Here is a 15,043-nt window from a genome sequence, read left to right as displayed (position 1 = left end):
GCCTTTTTTCATTCTCATCAGCTCCAGCAGACCTTATATGCCGCGGTGTGCGGCGAGCGCCTTGTAGCGATCGGCTTCTGCCGGATCCGCAGCCAGGCCATAGCCACCGGCACGGTAAAGCTGCTCTAGCCGCATCGCCGCCAGCGGATGCCCGGCAGTTGCCGCCTGCTCCCACCAGCGCGCAGCCTCAGGGCCATCTGGACCACGCGAGGCATCTTCACTGAGACTGATCACGCCCAGCTGGTAGGCCGCTTTGGCATCGCCGGCCTGAGCAGCCAAACGCAACAGCCGTATGCCTTCCTGCTTTGCGCCCAGACCCTGGCCACGAAAATAGAGCATATGGCCGTAGAAACTCTGCGCGGCACGATCGCCCAGATTGGCCTTGCGCGAGAACTGCCCTTCCATCCAGCGCCATAGCTTCGGCTGTTGCACCGCCCAACGCGCAGCCATCAGTTTGCGGGCGAGCAGATAGCCTGCGCTCGCGCGCAGCTTCCAGAGCATCATGGAACCTCCGGATAGTCGAATTCGAAAACCCGCGCGACCTCGCCAGCGTGCCAGGATGCCGCAGCGAACCCATCTGACGGTCCACTGAAGCGCCCGAGTTTCGTCGCACACTCGAAGAACCCCGTACGGGGTAGACGGCTGGCGCCCTGACTGATGACCAGTGCGCTGCGCAAAGGCCGTTCCGCCCGCGCATCCAACGCGGCCAGATGCTCCAGCGCAGCGGTCAGCGTTTGCATGGCCGGAGCCGGCAATTGCAGGCGCTCGACCAATGCTCGATAGGTCACCAGATGACGCTGCCGGCGAGCCTCGCCCAACTCCAGCAGCAGCGCTTGCCAATGCTGCCGACTGATGCGTACCGCAGGACGTTGCAGGTTCAAGCGTCGTCCTCCCAGCGTGGTACCTCGAGGGCACGGGCCAAGGCGCGGCGGATCGCCGTATCGGGTACCCGCTCACCGCTTTCAATCAATGCGAGATAGGCCGGGCTGATACCTACTGAGCGGGCCAACGCTGCGATATCCAGCCCCTTCGCCTCACGCAATTGTGGCAGCTGTCGCAGCGCCGATGCGCAAACAGCTTCAGGGGCAGGCTGAGGAGCGTCGGGTCGTCGCCCTACCGCATTCAGCAGCGCTTCATATTCGCTCCACGGCAGGACAGCATATTCGGGTGCGCCATCGCGCATGATGACCTGCACATTCATCTTTCTTTCCTGAACTCTTTGGCCTAGATAGCCAAATCTTAACAGTCTGGACAGGCAATGGAGCATCGCGCTGCCACTGCATTTCACTGTATGCAACGGCAGCGCATCCGCTCTAACGTCGCTCGGTTTCCTGCGCTGCCGGCAACACCTCCAGCGCCGCTTTACGCGACGGTGGCTGAGCGTCGCGCCAGCCACGAAACGCCACAAGCTCGTCGGACCACTTGCGCATGACCCAACCCATCACCGCCAGGTCATCGATGAAGCCGAGCCCGGGAATCCAGTCCGGAAGCGCGTCCAGCGGCGACAGAAAGTACAACAGCGCGGCAACTACCGACACGAGCGTCGACTTGCTGATCGCCCGGTACTCTCCGCGCCACCAAGCGACACACAACGCCTGAAACAGCGACAGATCCTCACGCAAACCTTTGAGCAACCCGCCGTGAGAGGAGCGCTTACGCGCGACCGCCAGCAGCAACGCGGGAACTCTGCCACGAGCAATGACGCGTTGGGCAACGGGTAGGTATCGCAGGAAATTCCAGGGCGCTTTCATACAGAGTTTCCTCCAGGCAGCGTCCTTGCTGGGTTAGCGAGGTTACCCACAGAAGCTGTGGATAACCTTGTGAATTGTTTATGGATGATTGCGTCAAACGCCCTACTCACGGGCCTCTGAGACAAATCGCTCCTTTTTTGCGCAGCCGCCCAAGTCATTGAAAAACAATGACTTATGTCATTTGATTAAGCAACGACAAGGAGACGGAGACGAACGGTCTCCTGGCCGTTTGAAATGTGCATAACCGTCATATGTCAACGCTTTTTCGATAGCGTTTTTGACTGGGCTGCAGCGACAGGGTTCGGCCGAAGGAGGGGCTGGCACGAAGCGAGCCAGTGCGACTCGCTTCGGCTGCAGGTTACAGACTGAGCTTGCTGCGGTTCTTCTCGAGCGTTGCCGCGCCGATGCCCTTGACCTCCAGCAGCTCGTCGACTGACTGGAACGGGCCGTGGTCGTCGCGATAATCGATGATCGCCTTCGCCTTGGTCGGGCCGATGCCTTTGAGTTCCCGGGTCAGGGTTTCTGCGTCGGCGCTGTTGATCTTGACGACTGCAATCTCGGCATTCGCTGCCGGTACAGCGGCAGGAGCGCTCTGCTGAGGATTACTGGCAGCATGGCCTGGCACGGCCAGCGAGGTGAGTAGCGCGAAGGCCACTGCGGAAAGAAATGCTTTGCTCATATTCACGTCCTTATGAAGTTTGAAGGCTGCGGTACTTCCTGCTCCGCAGCGTGCTTAATCTAGACAGCGTTCTAGCGAAGTCAAAACGGGATGCGTTTTTTGCGAACCCCGTCAACCTGCCGTTACCTCATCGCGTTGAACAGGTTGAGCCCACTGATCTTCACATAGCTCTGCTGCGCCGCCTCGAGGATGACGGTCTGGAACGACAGGCGCGACAACGCTTCGGCATAGTCCAGCTCTTTCAGCTCGGCCTGCACCGATTTGTTCACCAGCGTCACGTCCTCGTTATCGGTCTGCGTCGTTTCGATCACGTTCAGCCGCGCACCGATATTGCCGCGCGCGGCATCGACGCTGACCATGCCGTGGTCGAGGTTGGTCAGCGCGACGGCAACGGCATCGTGAACCCCCTGATTACCCGTGATAGGGTTTTCCAACGCGGAGCGTAGGCTGGCGATGGTGCTGAGGATGCCCTGCTTCTGCTGAGTAGCGTCCAGCGTAACCTCAACCGAATCGCCAGCCGCAGGCGTGCCGTTAAACTGCATGACCACACCACGAAAAACGAGTTTGTCGCTTGTGTCCGTTTTGTCGTCCAAAGAACCGGACGCGAGGACGAGATTGGGATCGGCAAATGGATCAGCAAAATCAGCTGGCGGAGCGCTGAGATCGTAGACGATGTAGTCAGTTTCCGAAGTGAAGTGCACGCCAATGCCCGCAGCGGGAAATGCCGGATTTGCGCTGAGCGCGACCTCATCCTGAACCAGCGGAGCCGAAACGCTCAACGTGGAACCGGCTTGAGCGGTGAAGACGCTTTGGTAACGCCCGGCATTGATCACGTTCTCAAAGACCGACTTGCCATTGTCGCTGATCGGAATATTTAACGAGCTGGCGATTTGCAGCTTGCGCTGCCCCTCATCACCTTCGTAGCTATAGCTGCCATCGGCGCCCCGCACGAACGGCTGTGTCTTGCCCTGAAAGCCCGCGAACAGATATTCGCCTCGCGCGTTACGGGTGTTCATCAACGACAGCAACTCATCCTCTCGCTCGCCCAGTTCGGCCGCAATGGACTTGCGATCCTGCGGATCGAGCGCGCCGTTGCCGGCCTGTACTGCCAGCTCGCGCACGCGCTGCAATACGGTGTTTACCGAATTGAGCGTGACCTCTTCCTGGGTCAGGCTGTTCTTCGCCGCCGTGAGGTTGGCGTTGTACTGGCTCAACACGTTCTGCTGCTGTTCCAGCTGCAGCAGGCGTACCGACGCGACCGGATCGTCGGCCGGAGTGAGGATGCGGTTGCCGGTGCTGATCTGTTCCTGAGTACGGGTCGCGTTGGCGTAGTTGCGTTGCAACCCGGCGACGCCGTTGTTGAATGCCTGCAAGGTCGAGATGCGCATGGTCGGGCCTGTTAGCGGAAGGTGCTGATCAATGTATCGAACAGCGAGCGGGCAACTTGAATGATCTGCGCCGAGGCGTTGTAGTACTGCTCGAACTTGATCAGGTTGGCGGCCTCCTCGTCGAGGTTGACCGCCGACAGCGAGTCGCGGTTGTCGGTGGCCTGCTTGAGGATCGCGCCGTTCGCCTCGCTGTCCAGTCGCGCCTGCGCGGTCAGCGTGCCAACGCGCTCGACCAGCTCGCCATAGCCGTCGGTGAAACTGAAACCGGAACCCGCCACGTTGTTATCGACACCGATGCTCTGCTTGCTTTGCAGGTCGGCCAGCTTCAGGGCGTTGCGGTTGTCGGAGACTCCACTCTGGTTGAAGGCGATACTGAAATCATCACCATTTGCCGGACGGCCGCTCATGGCAAAGGCCAGCTGATACGTCTCGGTGCCAGACGTATAAGCCACCCGCACGGTATTGGCGGTGCCCGACGTAAAGCTGGGAGCGGGCGTCAACGGATTGCCCTGATCATCAACGTACGACCAGCCGCTCGGCAGCGGATCGCCCAGCGTATAGGTCTTGCCATCTGCACTCAGCGTTACCTCGAGCGAAAGGCTGGCTGCGCTGAGCACGCTCTTGTCTATCGGCGACGGGCCATTGACCAGATCAGGCTGACCGATCAGTCCGGTTCCGCTGTTTTGCAAATTACCTTCGGCACGCATCGGCGCGGCGAACGCCAGTTGATCCGCCTGATCGAGCACCGCCGTGATATCGGTTGCACCGCGACGCGTGGGCTGCAGCGTGAATTTGTCGCCCAGCGCGGGTGCCGGCGTTCCCGGCACGATCTGGAATCCCTGATCCCGGCCGCTCTTGTCGGTGATGCTCAGGCTGCCATCCGCATTAGTGGTCACCGTCATCGGCTGGCTGTCGCTCAGGCGACGCACCGTGTAGCCGCCAGCGCCGTACTCCATGAGATAGTCGCTGGTGGTCAGCAGATTGGTTTGCGTGATGTTCAGCGCCGGTTGCGCGTTGCTGCTGTTGCCGGAAAACGCATTGACGCGCAGCTTGGCCAGCGCCGGATCGTTGTAATCGCCAAACAGCGCCGTCCCCACATTGCCCTTCAGATCCAGCCCTTGCCCGAGCTGGCTGTTGACCTGATCGCTCACCGCCAGTGCCAGACGGCCCAAGGAGTTCATGGTCGAGTCCAGCACCTCGCTGCGGTAGCGAATCAGCCCGCCCAGCTCGCCACCGCTGATCTGCGAGGTGATGCCCTGGCGCGAGCCGCCGCTGATGAACTGTACCTCGTGGCGGTTAGGGTCGCCCTGCCCCGGCACCACTTCCAGGCGCGCCACGCTGCTGCCCACCACCAGCGGCTGGCCGCTGCCGATGAAGATGTTGAAGCTGCTGTCGTCCTGCGGAACCACCGTTACGCCGATGTAGGTGGACAGCTGGCGCACCGCCTCTTCGCGAGCATCAAGCAGATCGTTCGGCTGCTTGCCATTGGCGGCAGCGACGGCGATGGCTTCGTTCAGGCTGCCGATGCTGCTGGCCAGTCGGTTGACCTGATCGGTGACTGCGGACATCTGCTTGTTGGTGAACGCGTTCTGCTCGGCCAGCCGGTCATAGACGGTATTGAAACGCCGCGCCAGGCCTTCGGACTCGGCCAGCACCAGCTGCCGCGCCGGAATGTTGGCCGGGTCCTCGGCCGCGGTCTGCAATGCGGAAAAGAAGCTCTGCAATGCCGGGGTGATTCCCGTGGTAGTACCGGCAAGCAGCGAGTCGAGCTGATCAATCTGACTCTTGTAGGCCGCGACGTCGCTATTGAGCGCCGTGCTGCTGCGCAACTGACTGGTCAGGAACTCGCTATAGCTGCGGCGCACATCGACCAGCGTGGTGCCGGAGCCGATATAACCCGCGCCGCTGAACTGTGCCAGCCGTGTCGCCTGGGTCGCATCCTGGCGCGTGTAGCCCGGCGTGTTGACGTTGCTGATGTTGTGGCCGGTGATCGACAGCTGCGTCTTGCTGGCGGAAAGCCCGGACAGGCCAATATTGAGTAGGTCAGCCATGAATTAGCCTCTGGTCCGCATGGCGGGCGCCGAACCTGCGTCGGCGACGGTCTGATAGGTCTGCATCTTGCGCGCGATCTGGCTGATCTTGCGCGCGTACTGCGGATCGGTGGCGTAGCCCGCCTTCTGCAGCTCCTTGACGAAGCGCTCGGAATCACCGGAATTGCTGGCGACCTGAATGGCGGTGCGGTAACGGTCGTTGTTCTCCAGCAGGCTGACGAAGTCGTTGAAGCTCTGCTCGAAGGAGTCGTAGGCTCGGAAGCCCGCTACCTCGCGGGTGGCCTTGCCATTGACGTACTCGGTGGTGGTCGCGGTGGCTGACTCCCCCTGCCAGCCGGTAGCCTTGATACCGAACAGGTTGTGGCTATTGCTGCCGTCGCGGTGACGGATCATGGATTTGCCCCAGCCGGTTTCCAGCGCGGCCTGCGCCACCAGATAGCGTGGCTCGACGCCCAGGCGCTCGGCGGCCTTCTCGGCCATCGGCAGCATGGTGGTGATGAATTCCTCGCGCGAGCTGAAGCGCGTCTTGCTCGGCGCTGCGGCGGCATTCGCCGGTACCCCGTTGACGATCAGCGACTTGTCCTGCGGGGCGGCGAAGGCGGTGGCGGGCTTCCAGTCCAGTTCGACCAGCGGCTTGCCATCGGATACCAGCGCCTGCGGCGCGGCAGGATTGGTTGCCGAAACATTGGCGACCTGGCGCTCGCTGAGCTTGCCTGGCAACGCCAGGCGGCGCTGGTTGAGCAGACGCGAGTCGTCACGCACGGCCTCGGTCGCCGCGGCCGGCTTGTTCGGCCAGCTCGCGCCTTCGGTGGCAGCGACCTGGGCGAACGGGTTCGGCCGGCTGGCGGTTTCAGTCTGCTTGCTCAGCTGGCGCACCAACACGTCGGCCAGGCCGATGCCGCCGCCGTCTTTCGACAGACTGACCGACAGCTGCTGGTCGTACATCTCCTGATACTGCTTGGCGGCCTGGCTGTTCAGCGGGTTGTCTTCGGCCAGCACGGCATTGGCCGAGCGCATCGACTTGAGCATCTCGTTGAGAAACAGCGACTCGAATTCCTGCGCAACCTTGCGCACGTTTTCTTCGCCATCGCGATCCTTACCCACCTTCAACTGGTTGAGGCGATTGAGATCGGTGTAGCTGCCGCTGTCGAGACCGCGCCCGCTGGCGCCCAGACGAGTATCCATATCCGTTAAACCCTTAGATCACGATCAGATCGGCCTGCAATGCACCGGCCTGCTTGAGCGCCTCGAGAATCGCCATAAGGTCGCTGGGCGCCGCGCCGACCTGGTTCACCGCACGCACGATCTCGTCCAGCGTGGTGCCGGGACCAAACTTGAACATCGGCTTGGCTTCCTCTTCGGCCTGCACCCGGGAGTTGGGCACCACCGCGGTCTGCCCAGCGGAGAACGCCTCCGGCTGGCTAACCTGCGGATCCTCGGTAATGGTCACCGTCAGGCTGCCGTGGGTGACGGCGGCTGGCTGCACGCGCACGTTCTGACCGATGACGATGGTGCCGGTGCGCGAATTGATGATGACCTTGGCCACCGCCTGGCCGACGTCAACCTCGAGATTCTCCAGGATCGACAGGTAATCCACTCGCTGGCTCGGGTCCAGCGGCGCGCTGACGCTGATGGAGCCGCCATCCAGCGCCTGCGCCACGCCTGGGCCGAGTAGGTCATTGATCTGGTCGACGATATTCTTCGCCGTGGTGAAGTCCGGTCGATTGAGGTTGAGCGTCAGCGTGTTGCCTTGGTTGAAGGCACTCGGCACCTGCCGTTCGACGGTCGCCCCTCCCGGAATTCGCCCGGCCGACGGTACGTTGACGGTGACCCGTGAGCCGTCGGCGCCGCTGGCATCGAAACCGCCGACCACCAGATTGCCCTGCGCGATGGCGTAGACGTTGCCGTCGATGCCCTTGAGCGGCGCCATCAGCAGGCTGCCGCCGCGCAGGCTCTTGGCGTTACCGATAGAGGACACGGTGATGTCGATGGTCTGCCCAGGCTTGGCGAATGGCGGCAACTCGGCGTGAATGGAAACCGCCGCGACGTTCTTCAGCTGCACGTTGCCGCCGGCCGGCACTTTGATGCCGAACTGCGCCAGCATGTTGTTGAACGTCTGCACGGTGAACGGCGTCTGTGTAGTCTGGTCGCCGCTGCCGTTCAGGCCGACCACCAGTCCGTAGCCGACCAGCTGGTTGGCGCGCACGCCGTTGATGGTGGCGACGTCCTTGAGGCGCTCGGCCTGGGCGGTCATGGCCAGGCCGAGCAGGCCGAGCAGCACGAAGATTTTGCGCATCATGGAACAGCCTCCGGTCAGAACGGCCACAGCGGGCTGATGAAGAAGCGATCCAGCCAACCCGGCTGGCTCGCGTCGGCGAAGGCACCCGTGCCCGAATAGGTGATGCGCGCGTCGGCAATCCGTGTCGAAGGCACGGTGTTGTCCGTGGTGATGTCGTCGGCCCGCACCAGGCCGGCGATGCGCACCAGCTCGTCGCCGGTGTTGAGCGTCATCCACTTCTCACCGCGCACCGCGAGGATACCGTTGGGCAGCACCTCCGAGACGGTCACCGTGATCGAGCCGGAGAGGCTGTTGCTCTGCCCCGCCTGACCGGAGCCGGAGGTGTCACGCTCAGCCTCGTATTCGGCGCCGAGCGTCATCTTGTTGCCGGTCAGCGGATTGCCCATCGAAACGCCACCGCCGAACAGCGAGCCCAGGCCGATGTTGGCGCTGCTGTCCTTGGAAATCTGCGACGAGGCATTCTTGCTCGCCTGGGTCCGCTCGTTGAGGGTGATGGTGATGATGTCGCCCACCCGGAAGGCCTTGCGGTCGTCGTAGAGGTTGGTCTCGAAACCGGCCTGATAGATCGCACCGTTGTTCTGCGCCGCCGGCAGCGGCGTACGCGGCAGCACCGGCGCATAGTACGGATCGTTCGGCTTGGGCGCCGGCGCCACGCAGCCGGCCAGGGCCAGCGCGGACGATATCGAGACAACAACGGTCAACAAGCGGCTCATACACACCTCAGCCCGGACAGGGCCACTGAAACGACTTCGGACACAGCGAGCTATCCATGCCCTGCAACAACGGTTAACGCGACTTACAACTGCTGGGTAACGAACGACAGCATCTGGTCGGCGGTGGAGATGACCTTGGAGTTCATCTCGTAGGCGCGCTGGGTGGTGATCATGTTGACCAGCTCCTCCACCACGCTGACGTTGGAGTTTTCCAGGGTGTTTTGCAGCACCGTACCCAGGCCGTTGAGGCCCGGCGTACTGATCTGCGGCGCGCCGCTGGCCGCGGTCTCCAGGAACAGGTTGCTGCCCATCGCCTGCAGGCCGGCCGGGTTGATGAAGTCAGCCGTCTGGATATTGCCGATGATCTGCGGCTGCGCATTGCCCAGCATAGTCACCGAGACGGTGCCGTCTTCGCCGACGGTGAAAGTCTGGGTTTCCGGCGGCACGACAATGGCAGGTTCCAGCGAATAGCCGTTGGAGGTGACGATCTGGCCGTCGGAGCTCAGGTGGAAGCTACCGTCGCGGGTGTAGGACACGGTGCCGTCAGGCAGCAGCACCTGGAAGAAGCCGCGCCCGTTGATCGCCATGTCGAGCGGCTGTTCGGTGGTCTGCAGGCTGCCGGTGGTAAAGATCTTCTGCGTGCCGGTGATGCGTACCCCGGTACCCAGTTGCAGGCCGGACGGCAGCTCGCTGTCCTGGCTGGACTGCCCGCCGGGCTGGCGACGGATCTGATAGAGCAGGTCCTGGAACTCGGCACGATCACGCTTGAAGCCGGTGGTCGAGACGTTGGCCAGGTTGTTCGAGATGGTCGTCAGGTTCATGTCCTGGGCGGACAAACCGGTCTTGCTGACCCAAAGTGCTGGAAGCATGTGCTTTCTCCTCGTGCGTCGAGCGGACGCGACGCGCTGGTGTTAGCTGATTTGCAGGACGCGAGCCATCGCAGCCGCATCATCCTCGGCGGTGCGCATCATCTTCACGTGCAGTTCGAACTGGCGCGACAGCGCCAGCATGGATGTCATTTCGGCCACCGCATTCACATTGCTCGCCTCGAGGAAGCCCGAGGTCACGCGCACGCCTGCGTCGGCCTCCACTGGCTGGCCGCCCTTCATGCGGATCAGCCCATCGGTGCCCTTCTCCAGCTGCTGCGGATCGGGATTGACAAGTTTCAGGCGATCGACAGTGACGACCACGTTCGGGTCTTCGCCCAGAGCGCGGATGCTGATGGTGCCGTCCTGACCGATGTCGACCTTTTCCTCGGGCGGAATGGCGATCGGCCCGCCGTTGCCCATCACCGGCATGCCATCGGCGGTACGCAGCACGCCGAGCACATCGATATTCAAGCTGCCGGTGCGCACGTAGGCTTCGCCACCATCGGGCGCCTGAACCGCGATCCAGCCTTCGCCTTCGATGGCGACATCCAGATCGCGCCCGGTTTCCTGTAGCGCGCCGGCGGTAAAGTCCGTACCCGGGCGCTCGGTCATCGCGTAGACACGCGCCGGGAAACTGTCGCCGAACACCTGCATCGAACGCGCCTGCTCGAAATCCCGCCGAAATCCGGTGGTGGAGATGTTCGCCAGGTTGTTCGCATGGGCCTGCTGTGCCCGCGCGTTCTGGCTGGCGCCGGTCATGGCCACGTAGAGCATCTTGTCCATCAGCAAACTCCAAGACGCGAGATTGACACTCGCCATTCTGTTGACATCGAGATAGCAAGGCGCGTGCCACCGCGACCATAACCGCCCAAGCCATTGAATCGGAAGCGTTTTTCAGAAACGACGAAGGCCCTTGCGGGCCTTCGATCGAGGAAGCGGCGGAATCCTGCCGGTGGCGGCAAGCCGCTTGCCTCTCAACCTCAGCGCAGGTTGATGATGGTCTGAGTGATCGCGCTTTCCGTTTCGATGGTCTTGGCATTCGCCTGATAGTTGCGCTGGGCGACGATCAGGTTGACCAGCTGGTCGGACAGTTCGACGTTGGAGTCTTCCAGCGCACCGGCCTGCAGCGCCCCGAGGGTGCCGGACATCGGCGTGCCCACCACCGGCTCACCGGATTCGAACGACTGCACCCACTGCGTCTTGCCCACCGGAGTCAGGCCCTGCACGTTGGCAAAGTTGGCCAGCACAATCTGCCCCTGCACCTTGGACTGGCCGTTGGTGTAACGCGCAAAGATCACGCCGGTGTCGTCGATTTCCAGGCCGGCCAGCTCGCCGGTGGTGTAACCGTCCTGAGCCACGCTGTTTACCGCAAAGGTACTGGCGTACTGCGAGGACTTGGAGAAGTCGAGGACGATGCCACCCGGGTTGGCCAGGGCGCCGTTCCAGCTCCAGTTAGCGCCATCGGCAATGGCCGGCACCCAACCACCGGTAGGCGGATTGCCGGTCGCCGCGTTGAGAGTGACCTTCTTGGTGGCAGCATCGACAGAAAACAGCCCCGAGCCGTCATCACTAACAGTCGTCAGCGCGCCAGCGGAGTTGAAGGTCAGCCCCATCACGTATGGCAGAGGCTCGCCCGCCGGATCGGCCGGATTGCGCCCATCAACCAGAACCTTCATATCCCACGTATTAGCGCCGGTCTTGACGAAATACTGCGTCATGACATGCGCGTTGCCTTGCGAGTCATAGATGTTAAGCGAGGTAGAGCTGTTATATGTAGTCGGATCCGCCGGATCAAATGTCAGCGCCGCAGCAGGAAGAGCAATACTTTCAACTGACGCAACCGCAACAGAATCAGCCAAGACCGCTGTATCGGCTGCATTCATGGCAGACCGAATTGCCGCTTTGATGGCCGCTTCATACCCCGCGGAGTCAACGAGATTACCAGCACCATCCTCAAAGGGCGTCCTGCTCGGCTCGCTATAGATACCTTTCAATTTAGCGAGAAAAAAATCGCCCGCGCCGGGTGCTGCCGTTGACAAGTCGGATTGCCAGGCGACGGGGTCAAACGCAACATCATCTATCTGGCTGCTCGAGAGGGCCATGCTACCCGGCTGCGCCCTCAGTTCCGCTAATGCCGCACCATTAAATGCAGCCTGCCAAGTCGCCGGCGACGTCTGCGTCGAATTCAGGTTGAACGCCGTGGTGATCTGGCTGGTCGCCTTCGGTGCCTGGTTGGTGGTCTGCACCTGCAGATCGCCAACGACGCCGCTCTGCAGATTGCCGTTCGCATCGACCGGATAGCCCTGCAGCTTGTAACCGAAGTTATCGACCAGAAACCCGGTGCGGTCGGTGCCGAAGTAGCCCGCGCGGGTATAGCTCATGGCACCGTTGTTACTGACCTGGAAGAAGCCGTTGCCGTTGATCGCCAGATCCAGAGCGTTCTGCGTGTAGTTGATGTTGCCCTGGTTGAACTGCTGGGAAATGTTCGACATCAGCACACCGCTGCCTTGCGGGTTCTTGCCGGTCCCCATGACGGAAGCGGCATACACATCGGAAAACTCCGCACGCGACTGCTTGAAGCCGACCGTGCCGGCGTTGGCGATGTTGTTGCCGGTGACGTTGAGATCCTTGCTCGCGGCACGCAGGCCGCTGAGACCGATATTGAAGGACATTGAATCGCTCCTTTCGCCGGGTGCCGGCGGTTATTGTCCGATGACCTGGACCTGGGAAAGCCCGATGCTGCCGATACCGGCCAGGTTGAGCATCAGCTCCCCGCCGTTCTGCCCGAGCGTGACGCTGTCCACATTGGCCGGAAGCAGGGTGTACAGCCCCTTCGTTTCGCCGTCGTAGGTAGCCTGCGCCTCGAACTTGTAGGTGCCGGGCGGCAAGGTTTTGCCGCTGGCATCCTTGCCGTCCCACATGAAGGAGACGTTGCCGGCCTGCTGCTGCCCGAGGTTGACGCGACTGACCGAAGCGCCGGTGCTGTCGTAGATGTTGACGAACACGTTGCTGCTCGACGTTGGCAGCACCAGACTGGCTTTGAAGGTTTCGCTGGTGTCGACCACCGCCTTGTCGGTCGGCACGATGACCTTGCGCCCTACCAGCGACGATGCCTGCAACGCTTGCGACGACTGGTAGCCGGAGAGGATGGTCTCCATGCTGGAATTCAGTTTTTCGACGCCCTCGACGGTGCTGAACTGCGCCAGCTGGCCGATGAACTCGCCGTTCTCCTGCGGTTCCAGCGGATTCTGGTTGTTCATCTGCGCGACCAGCAGTTCGAGGAACTCGTTCTTGCCGAGCTCTTCGCCCTTGACCTCACGGTCCTTGCCGAACTGGTACTGATCCAGTATCGAGCCGGTACCGCCAACGCCGCTTGTTGTGCTCATCAAAAGGCTCCCTTACTGACCCAGTGTCAGCACTTTCTGCAACATGGTCTTGGCCGTGTTCATCAGCTCGGCATTGGTCTGGAACGCGCGGCTGGCGGAAATCATGTCGGCCATCTCCTCTACCACGTTGACGTTCGGGTAGTAGACGTAGCCCTTGTCGTCGGCCGCCGGGTGATTGGGCTCATAACGGGCCTGCAGCTCGCTCTGGTCCTCGACCACACCAAGCACCTGCACACCGACGCCGGCCTGGTCCTGATCGGCGAACAATGACTCGTTCGGCGCGCCGCTGGCCTGCTGCAGCATGGTGGCGAACACTGGGTGACGAGCCCGGTAGGTCTCATCGACGCTGGACGACACCGTCTCGGCGTTGGCGATATTGCTGGAGATGGTGTTGAGGCGCGTGCTTTGCGCACTCATGCCGCTACCAGCGATGTTGAAGACATTACTCAGGGACATGGCTGGACTCCTTATTCGCCACGCAGGGCGCTCATCAGCCCGCGGAACTTACTGTTGAGCAGGGTGAAGCTCGCCTGAAAATCGACGGCGTTCTGCGCGTAGTTGGATTGCTCTATCTGCAGATCGACGGTGTTCTGATCGAGCGAGGCATGCGCCGGTGTGCGAAAGCGCAACGAGGGATCGGCGATCTCCAGTCCTTCGGCGGCGATGTGCCGGGCGTCGGTGGTACGCGTGGCGAAGCTGCCCTCACCGCGTGCGGCCTGCGCCGCCAAAACGGCGCCGAAGTCCAGATCACGCGCCTTGTAGTTGGGCGTATCGGCGTTGGCGATGTTGTTGGCCAGCACCTCGGCACGCTGTGCACGAAAACCAAGCGCCTTCTCGTGAATGCCGAGTGCTTTGTCGAAACTGATGCTCATGGATCTGGGCCTCTGCCGGATACAAGTCTGCTGGCGCAAACTTGAGCAAAGCCCATGCCATCTATTCAACCGATTGATTTATAAGGTTTTATTTCGAACGACGCCAGTTTAGGCGTCAAAAGCGGCAAGGCTTTACCGCTGCGTTGCCGCGTACCGTCATGATGCATGACGGTTTTCTGCCGCCGACAAAGGCTATCGCGCCTGATAAATGATGCCCGGGCTGCACTGAACCATCTGATACAGCTCAGGCAAGCCGTTGAGCGCCTCGGAAGCGCCGAGGAACAGGTAACCGCCGGGCTTGAGCGTCGCATGAATACGGCGAAGGATGTCTTTCTTCACGTCGGCGGAGAAGTAGATCAGTACGTTACGGCAGAACACGATGTCGAACTTGCCCAGCGCGGCATAGCTGTCGAGCAGGTTCTGCGTCCGGAACTCGACGCGTGCGCGAATAGGCGGTTTGACCGCCCAACGCCCCGGCGCGGCAACATCGAAGTAGCGCTGCAGACGCTCGCTGGACAAGCCGCGGGCGATGGCCAGGCCGTCATACTCAGCCGCCTTGCTGGCCGCGAGCATGGTTCCAGACAATTCGGTGGCGACGATCTGTACCCCCAATCGCGGCTGGCTCGGGCTGGCCCGCTCGAACTCATCGATACTCATCGACAGCGAATAAGGCTCCTGCCCCGAGGAGCAGGCAGCCGACCAGATCCGCAGCCGCTGGCCCGCGCCACTCTTGAGCAGCTCGGGCAGCACCCGGTTCTTGAGAACCTCAAAGGGATAGGTGTCGCGAAACCACAGGGTTTCGTTGGTCGTCATGGCATCGACGACCTGCTCGCGCAGGCCCGAGCGCGGCATGCTCTGAATCTTCCTGACCAGCTCGCCAAGCGAGGTGATGTGCTGTTGCTCCATCAGCTTGTTCAGTCGACTGGAGACCAGATACTGCTTGTTGCTGCCCAGCAGGATGCCGCACGTCTTTTCAAGAAATACCCGGAACTGCTCGAAATCCTGATCGCCTGACACTAATTGCTCCCGCCCTGG

17 protein-coding genes are annotated in these 15,043 nt (G+C 61.8%); all 17 read right to left on the bottom strand.

The features are described 5' to 3' along the window. Positions 1-33 precede the first annotated feature (33 nt). Positions 34-501, bottom strand: a complete 468-nt coding sequence (locus NAV27_RS07665; RefSeq protein ID WP_043299418.1) for an SEL1-like repeat protein — start codon at positions 499-501, stop codon at positions 34-36. Beyond that, a complete protein-coding gene (locus NAV27_RS07660) occupies positions 501-881 on the bottom strand; it encodes a hypothetical protein (protein ID WP_043299270.1) in 381 nt (126 codons plus the stop codon). The genes NAV27_RS07665 and NAV27_RS07660 overlap by 1 nt, the downstream gene beginning before the upstream one ends. Beyond that, on the bottom strand, positions 878-1,201 hold the full coding sequence (locus tag NAV27_RS07655) for a helix-turn-helix domain-containing protein (protein ID WP_043299268.1): 324 nt from the start codon (positions 1,199-1,201) through the stop codon (positions 878-880). The genes NAV27_RS07660 and NAV27_RS07655 overlap by 4 nt, the downstream gene beginning before the upstream one ends. Before the next feature lie 112 nt (positions 1,202-1,313). Then, a complete protein-coding gene (locus NAV27_RS07650; protein WP_043299267.1) occupies positions 1,314-1,751 on the bottom strand; it encodes a YkvA family protein in 438 nt (145 codons plus the stop codon). A gap of 358 nt (positions 1,752-2,109) precedes the next feature. Continuing rightward, a complete protein-coding gene (locus tag NAV27_RS07645; protein ID WP_043299265.1) occupies positions 2,110-2,430 on the bottom strand; it encodes a ComEA family DNA-binding protein in 321 nt (106 codons plus the stop codon). 122 nt (positions 2,431-2,552) lie between these two features. After that, the gene (gene flgL / locus NAV27_RS07640; protein WP_043299263.1) at positions 2,553-3,818 is read right to left on the bottom strand and encodes a flagellar hook-associated protein FlgL; all 1,266 of its coding nucleotides are present in this window, start codon (positions 3,816-3,818) and stop codon (positions 2,553-2,555) included. 11 nt (positions 3,819-3,829) lie between these two features. Further along, entirely contained in the window at positions 3,830-5,869 is a 2,040-nt protein-coding gene (gene flgK / locus NAV27_RS07635; protein WP_043299262.1) for a flagellar hook-associated protein FlgK, read from the bottom strand. Positions 5,870-5,872: 3 nt separating this feature from the next. Continuing rightward, complete coding sequence (gene flgJ, locus NAV27_RS07630) at positions 5,873-7,054, bottom strand: flagellar assembly peptidoglycan hydrolase FlgJ (RefSeq protein ID WP_102828829.1); 1,182 nt, start codon at positions 7,052-7,054, stop codon at positions 5,873-5,875. 13 nt (positions 7,055-7,067) lie between these two features. After that, entirely contained in the window at positions 7,068-8,165 is a 1,098-nt protein-coding gene (locus NAV27_RS07625) for a flagellar basal body P-ring protein FlgI (RefSeq protein WP_043299416.1), read from the bottom strand. 17 nt (positions 8,166-8,182) lie between these two features. Continuing rightward, entirely contained in the window at positions 8,183-8,881 is a 699-nt protein-coding gene (gene flgH / locus NAV27_RS07620; protein WP_043299257.1) for a flagellar basal body L-ring protein FlgH, read from the bottom strand. 83 nt (positions 8,882-8,964) lie between these two features. Next, complete coding sequence (flgG, locus tag NAV27_RS07615; protein WP_008570745.1) at positions 8,965-9,750, bottom strand: flagellar basal-body rod protein FlgG; 786 nt, start codon at positions 9,748-9,750, stop codon at positions 8,965-8,967. A gap of 42 nt (positions 9,751-9,792) precedes the next feature. Then, entirely contained in the window at positions 9,793-10,533 is a 741-nt protein-coding gene (gene flgF / locus NAV27_RS07610) for a flagellar basal-body rod protein FlgF (protein ID WP_008570746.1), read from the bottom strand. A 197-nt stretch (positions 10,534-10,730) separates the two neighbouring features. Further along, on the bottom strand, positions 10,731-12,422 hold the full coding sequence (locus tag NAV27_RS07605) for a flagellar hook protein FlgE (RefSeq protein ID WP_102828828.1): 1,692 nt from the start codon (positions 12,420-12,422) through the stop codon (positions 10,731-10,733). Positions 12,423-12,452: 30 nt separating this feature from the next. Next, complete coding sequence (gene flgD / locus NAV27_RS07600) at positions 12,453-13,136, bottom strand: flagellar hook assembly protein FlgD (RefSeq protein WP_008570748.1); 684 nt, start codon at positions 13,134-13,136, stop codon at positions 12,453-12,455. Between the two features lie 12 nt (positions 13,137-13,148). Beyond that, positions 13,149-13,592: a flagellar basal body rod protein FlgC gene (gene flgC / locus NAV27_RS07595; RefSeq protein ID WP_008570749.1), complete on the bottom strand. Its 444-nt coding sequence runs from the start codon at positions 13,590-13,592 to the stop codon at positions 13,149-13,151. 11 nt (positions 13,593-13,603) lie between these two features. Continuing rightward, a complete protein-coding gene (gene flgB / locus NAV27_RS07590; protein WP_008570750.1) occupies positions 13,604-14,008 on the bottom strand; it encodes a flagellar basal body rod protein FlgB in 405 nt (134 codons plus the stop codon). 192 nt (positions 14,009-14,200) lie between these two features. After that, entirely contained in the window at positions 14,201-15,025 is an 825-nt protein-coding gene (gene cheR, locus NAV27_RS07585) for a protein-glutamate O-methyltransferase CheR (RefSeq protein ID WP_008570752.1), read from the bottom strand. Positions 15,026-15,043 lie beyond the last annotated feature (18 nt).

The organism is Stutzerimonas degradans (genome assembly GCF_024448505.1).
Lineage (GTDB): Bacteria > Pseudomonadota > Gammaproteobacteria > Pseudomonadales > Pseudomonadaceae > Stutzerimonas > Stutzerimonas degradans.
Note: the sequence above shows the minus strand (reverse complement) of the source record. Positions and strands in the feature narration are given on the sequence as shown.

Coding starts and splice junctions, on each gene's coding strand:
- NAV27_RS07665 (WP_043299418.1), bottom strand. CDS start 501: ATGCTCTGGAAGCTGCGCGCGAGCGCAGGCTATCTGCTCGCCCGCAAA.
- NAV27_RS07655 (WP_043299268.1), bottom strand. CDS start 1,201: ATGAATGTGCAGGTCATCATGCGCGATGGCGCACCCGAATATGCTGTC.
- NAV27_RS07650 (WP_043299267.1), bottom strand. CDS start 1,751: ATGAAAGCGCCCTGGAATTTCCTGCGATACCTACCCGTTGCCCAACGC.
- NAV27_RS07645 (WP_043299265.1), bottom strand. CDS start 2,430: ATGAGCAAAGCATTTCTTTCCGCAGTGGCCTTCGCGCTACTCACCTCG.
- flgL (WP_043299263.1), bottom strand. CDS start 3,818: ATGCGCATCTCGACCTTGCAGGCATTCAACAACGGCGTCGCCGGGTTG.
- flgK (WP_043299262.1), bottom strand. CDS start 5,869: ATGGCTGACCTACTCAATATTGGCCTGTCCGGGCTTTCCGCCAGCAAG.
- flgJ (WP_102828829.1), bottom strand. CDS start 7,054: ATGGATACTCGTCTGGGCGCCAGCGGGCGCGGTCTCGACAGCGGCAGC.
- NAV27_RS07625 (WP_043299416.1), bottom strand. CDS start 8,165: ATGCGCAAAATCTTCGTGCTGCTCGGCCTGCTCGGCCTGGCCATGACC.
- flgH (WP_043299257.1), bottom strand. CDS start 8,881: ATGAGCCGCTTGTTGACCGTTGTTGTCTCGATATCGTCCGCGCTGGCC.
- flgG (WP_008570745.1), bottom strand. CDS start 9,750: ATGCTTCCAGCACTTTGGGTCAGCAAGACCGGTTTGTCCGCCCAGGAC.
- flgF (WP_008570746.1), bottom strand. CDS start 10,533: ATGGACAAGATGCTCTACGTGGCCATGACCGGCGCCAGCCAGAACGCG.
- NAV27_RS07605 (WP_102828828.1), bottom strand. CDS start 12,422: ATGTCCTTCAATATCGGTCTCAGCGGCCTGCGTGCCGCGAGCAAGGAT.
- flgD (WP_008570748.1), bottom strand. CDS start 13,136: ATGAGCACAACAAGCGGCGTTGGCGGTACCGGCTCGATACTGGATCAG.
- flgC (WP_008570749.1), bottom strand. CDS start 13,592: ATGTCCCTGAGTAATGTCTTCAACATCGCTGGTAGCGGCATGAGTGCG.
- flgB (WP_008570750.1), bottom strand. CDS start 14,008: ATGAGCATCAGTTTCGACAAAGCACTCGGCATTCACGAGAAGGCGCTT.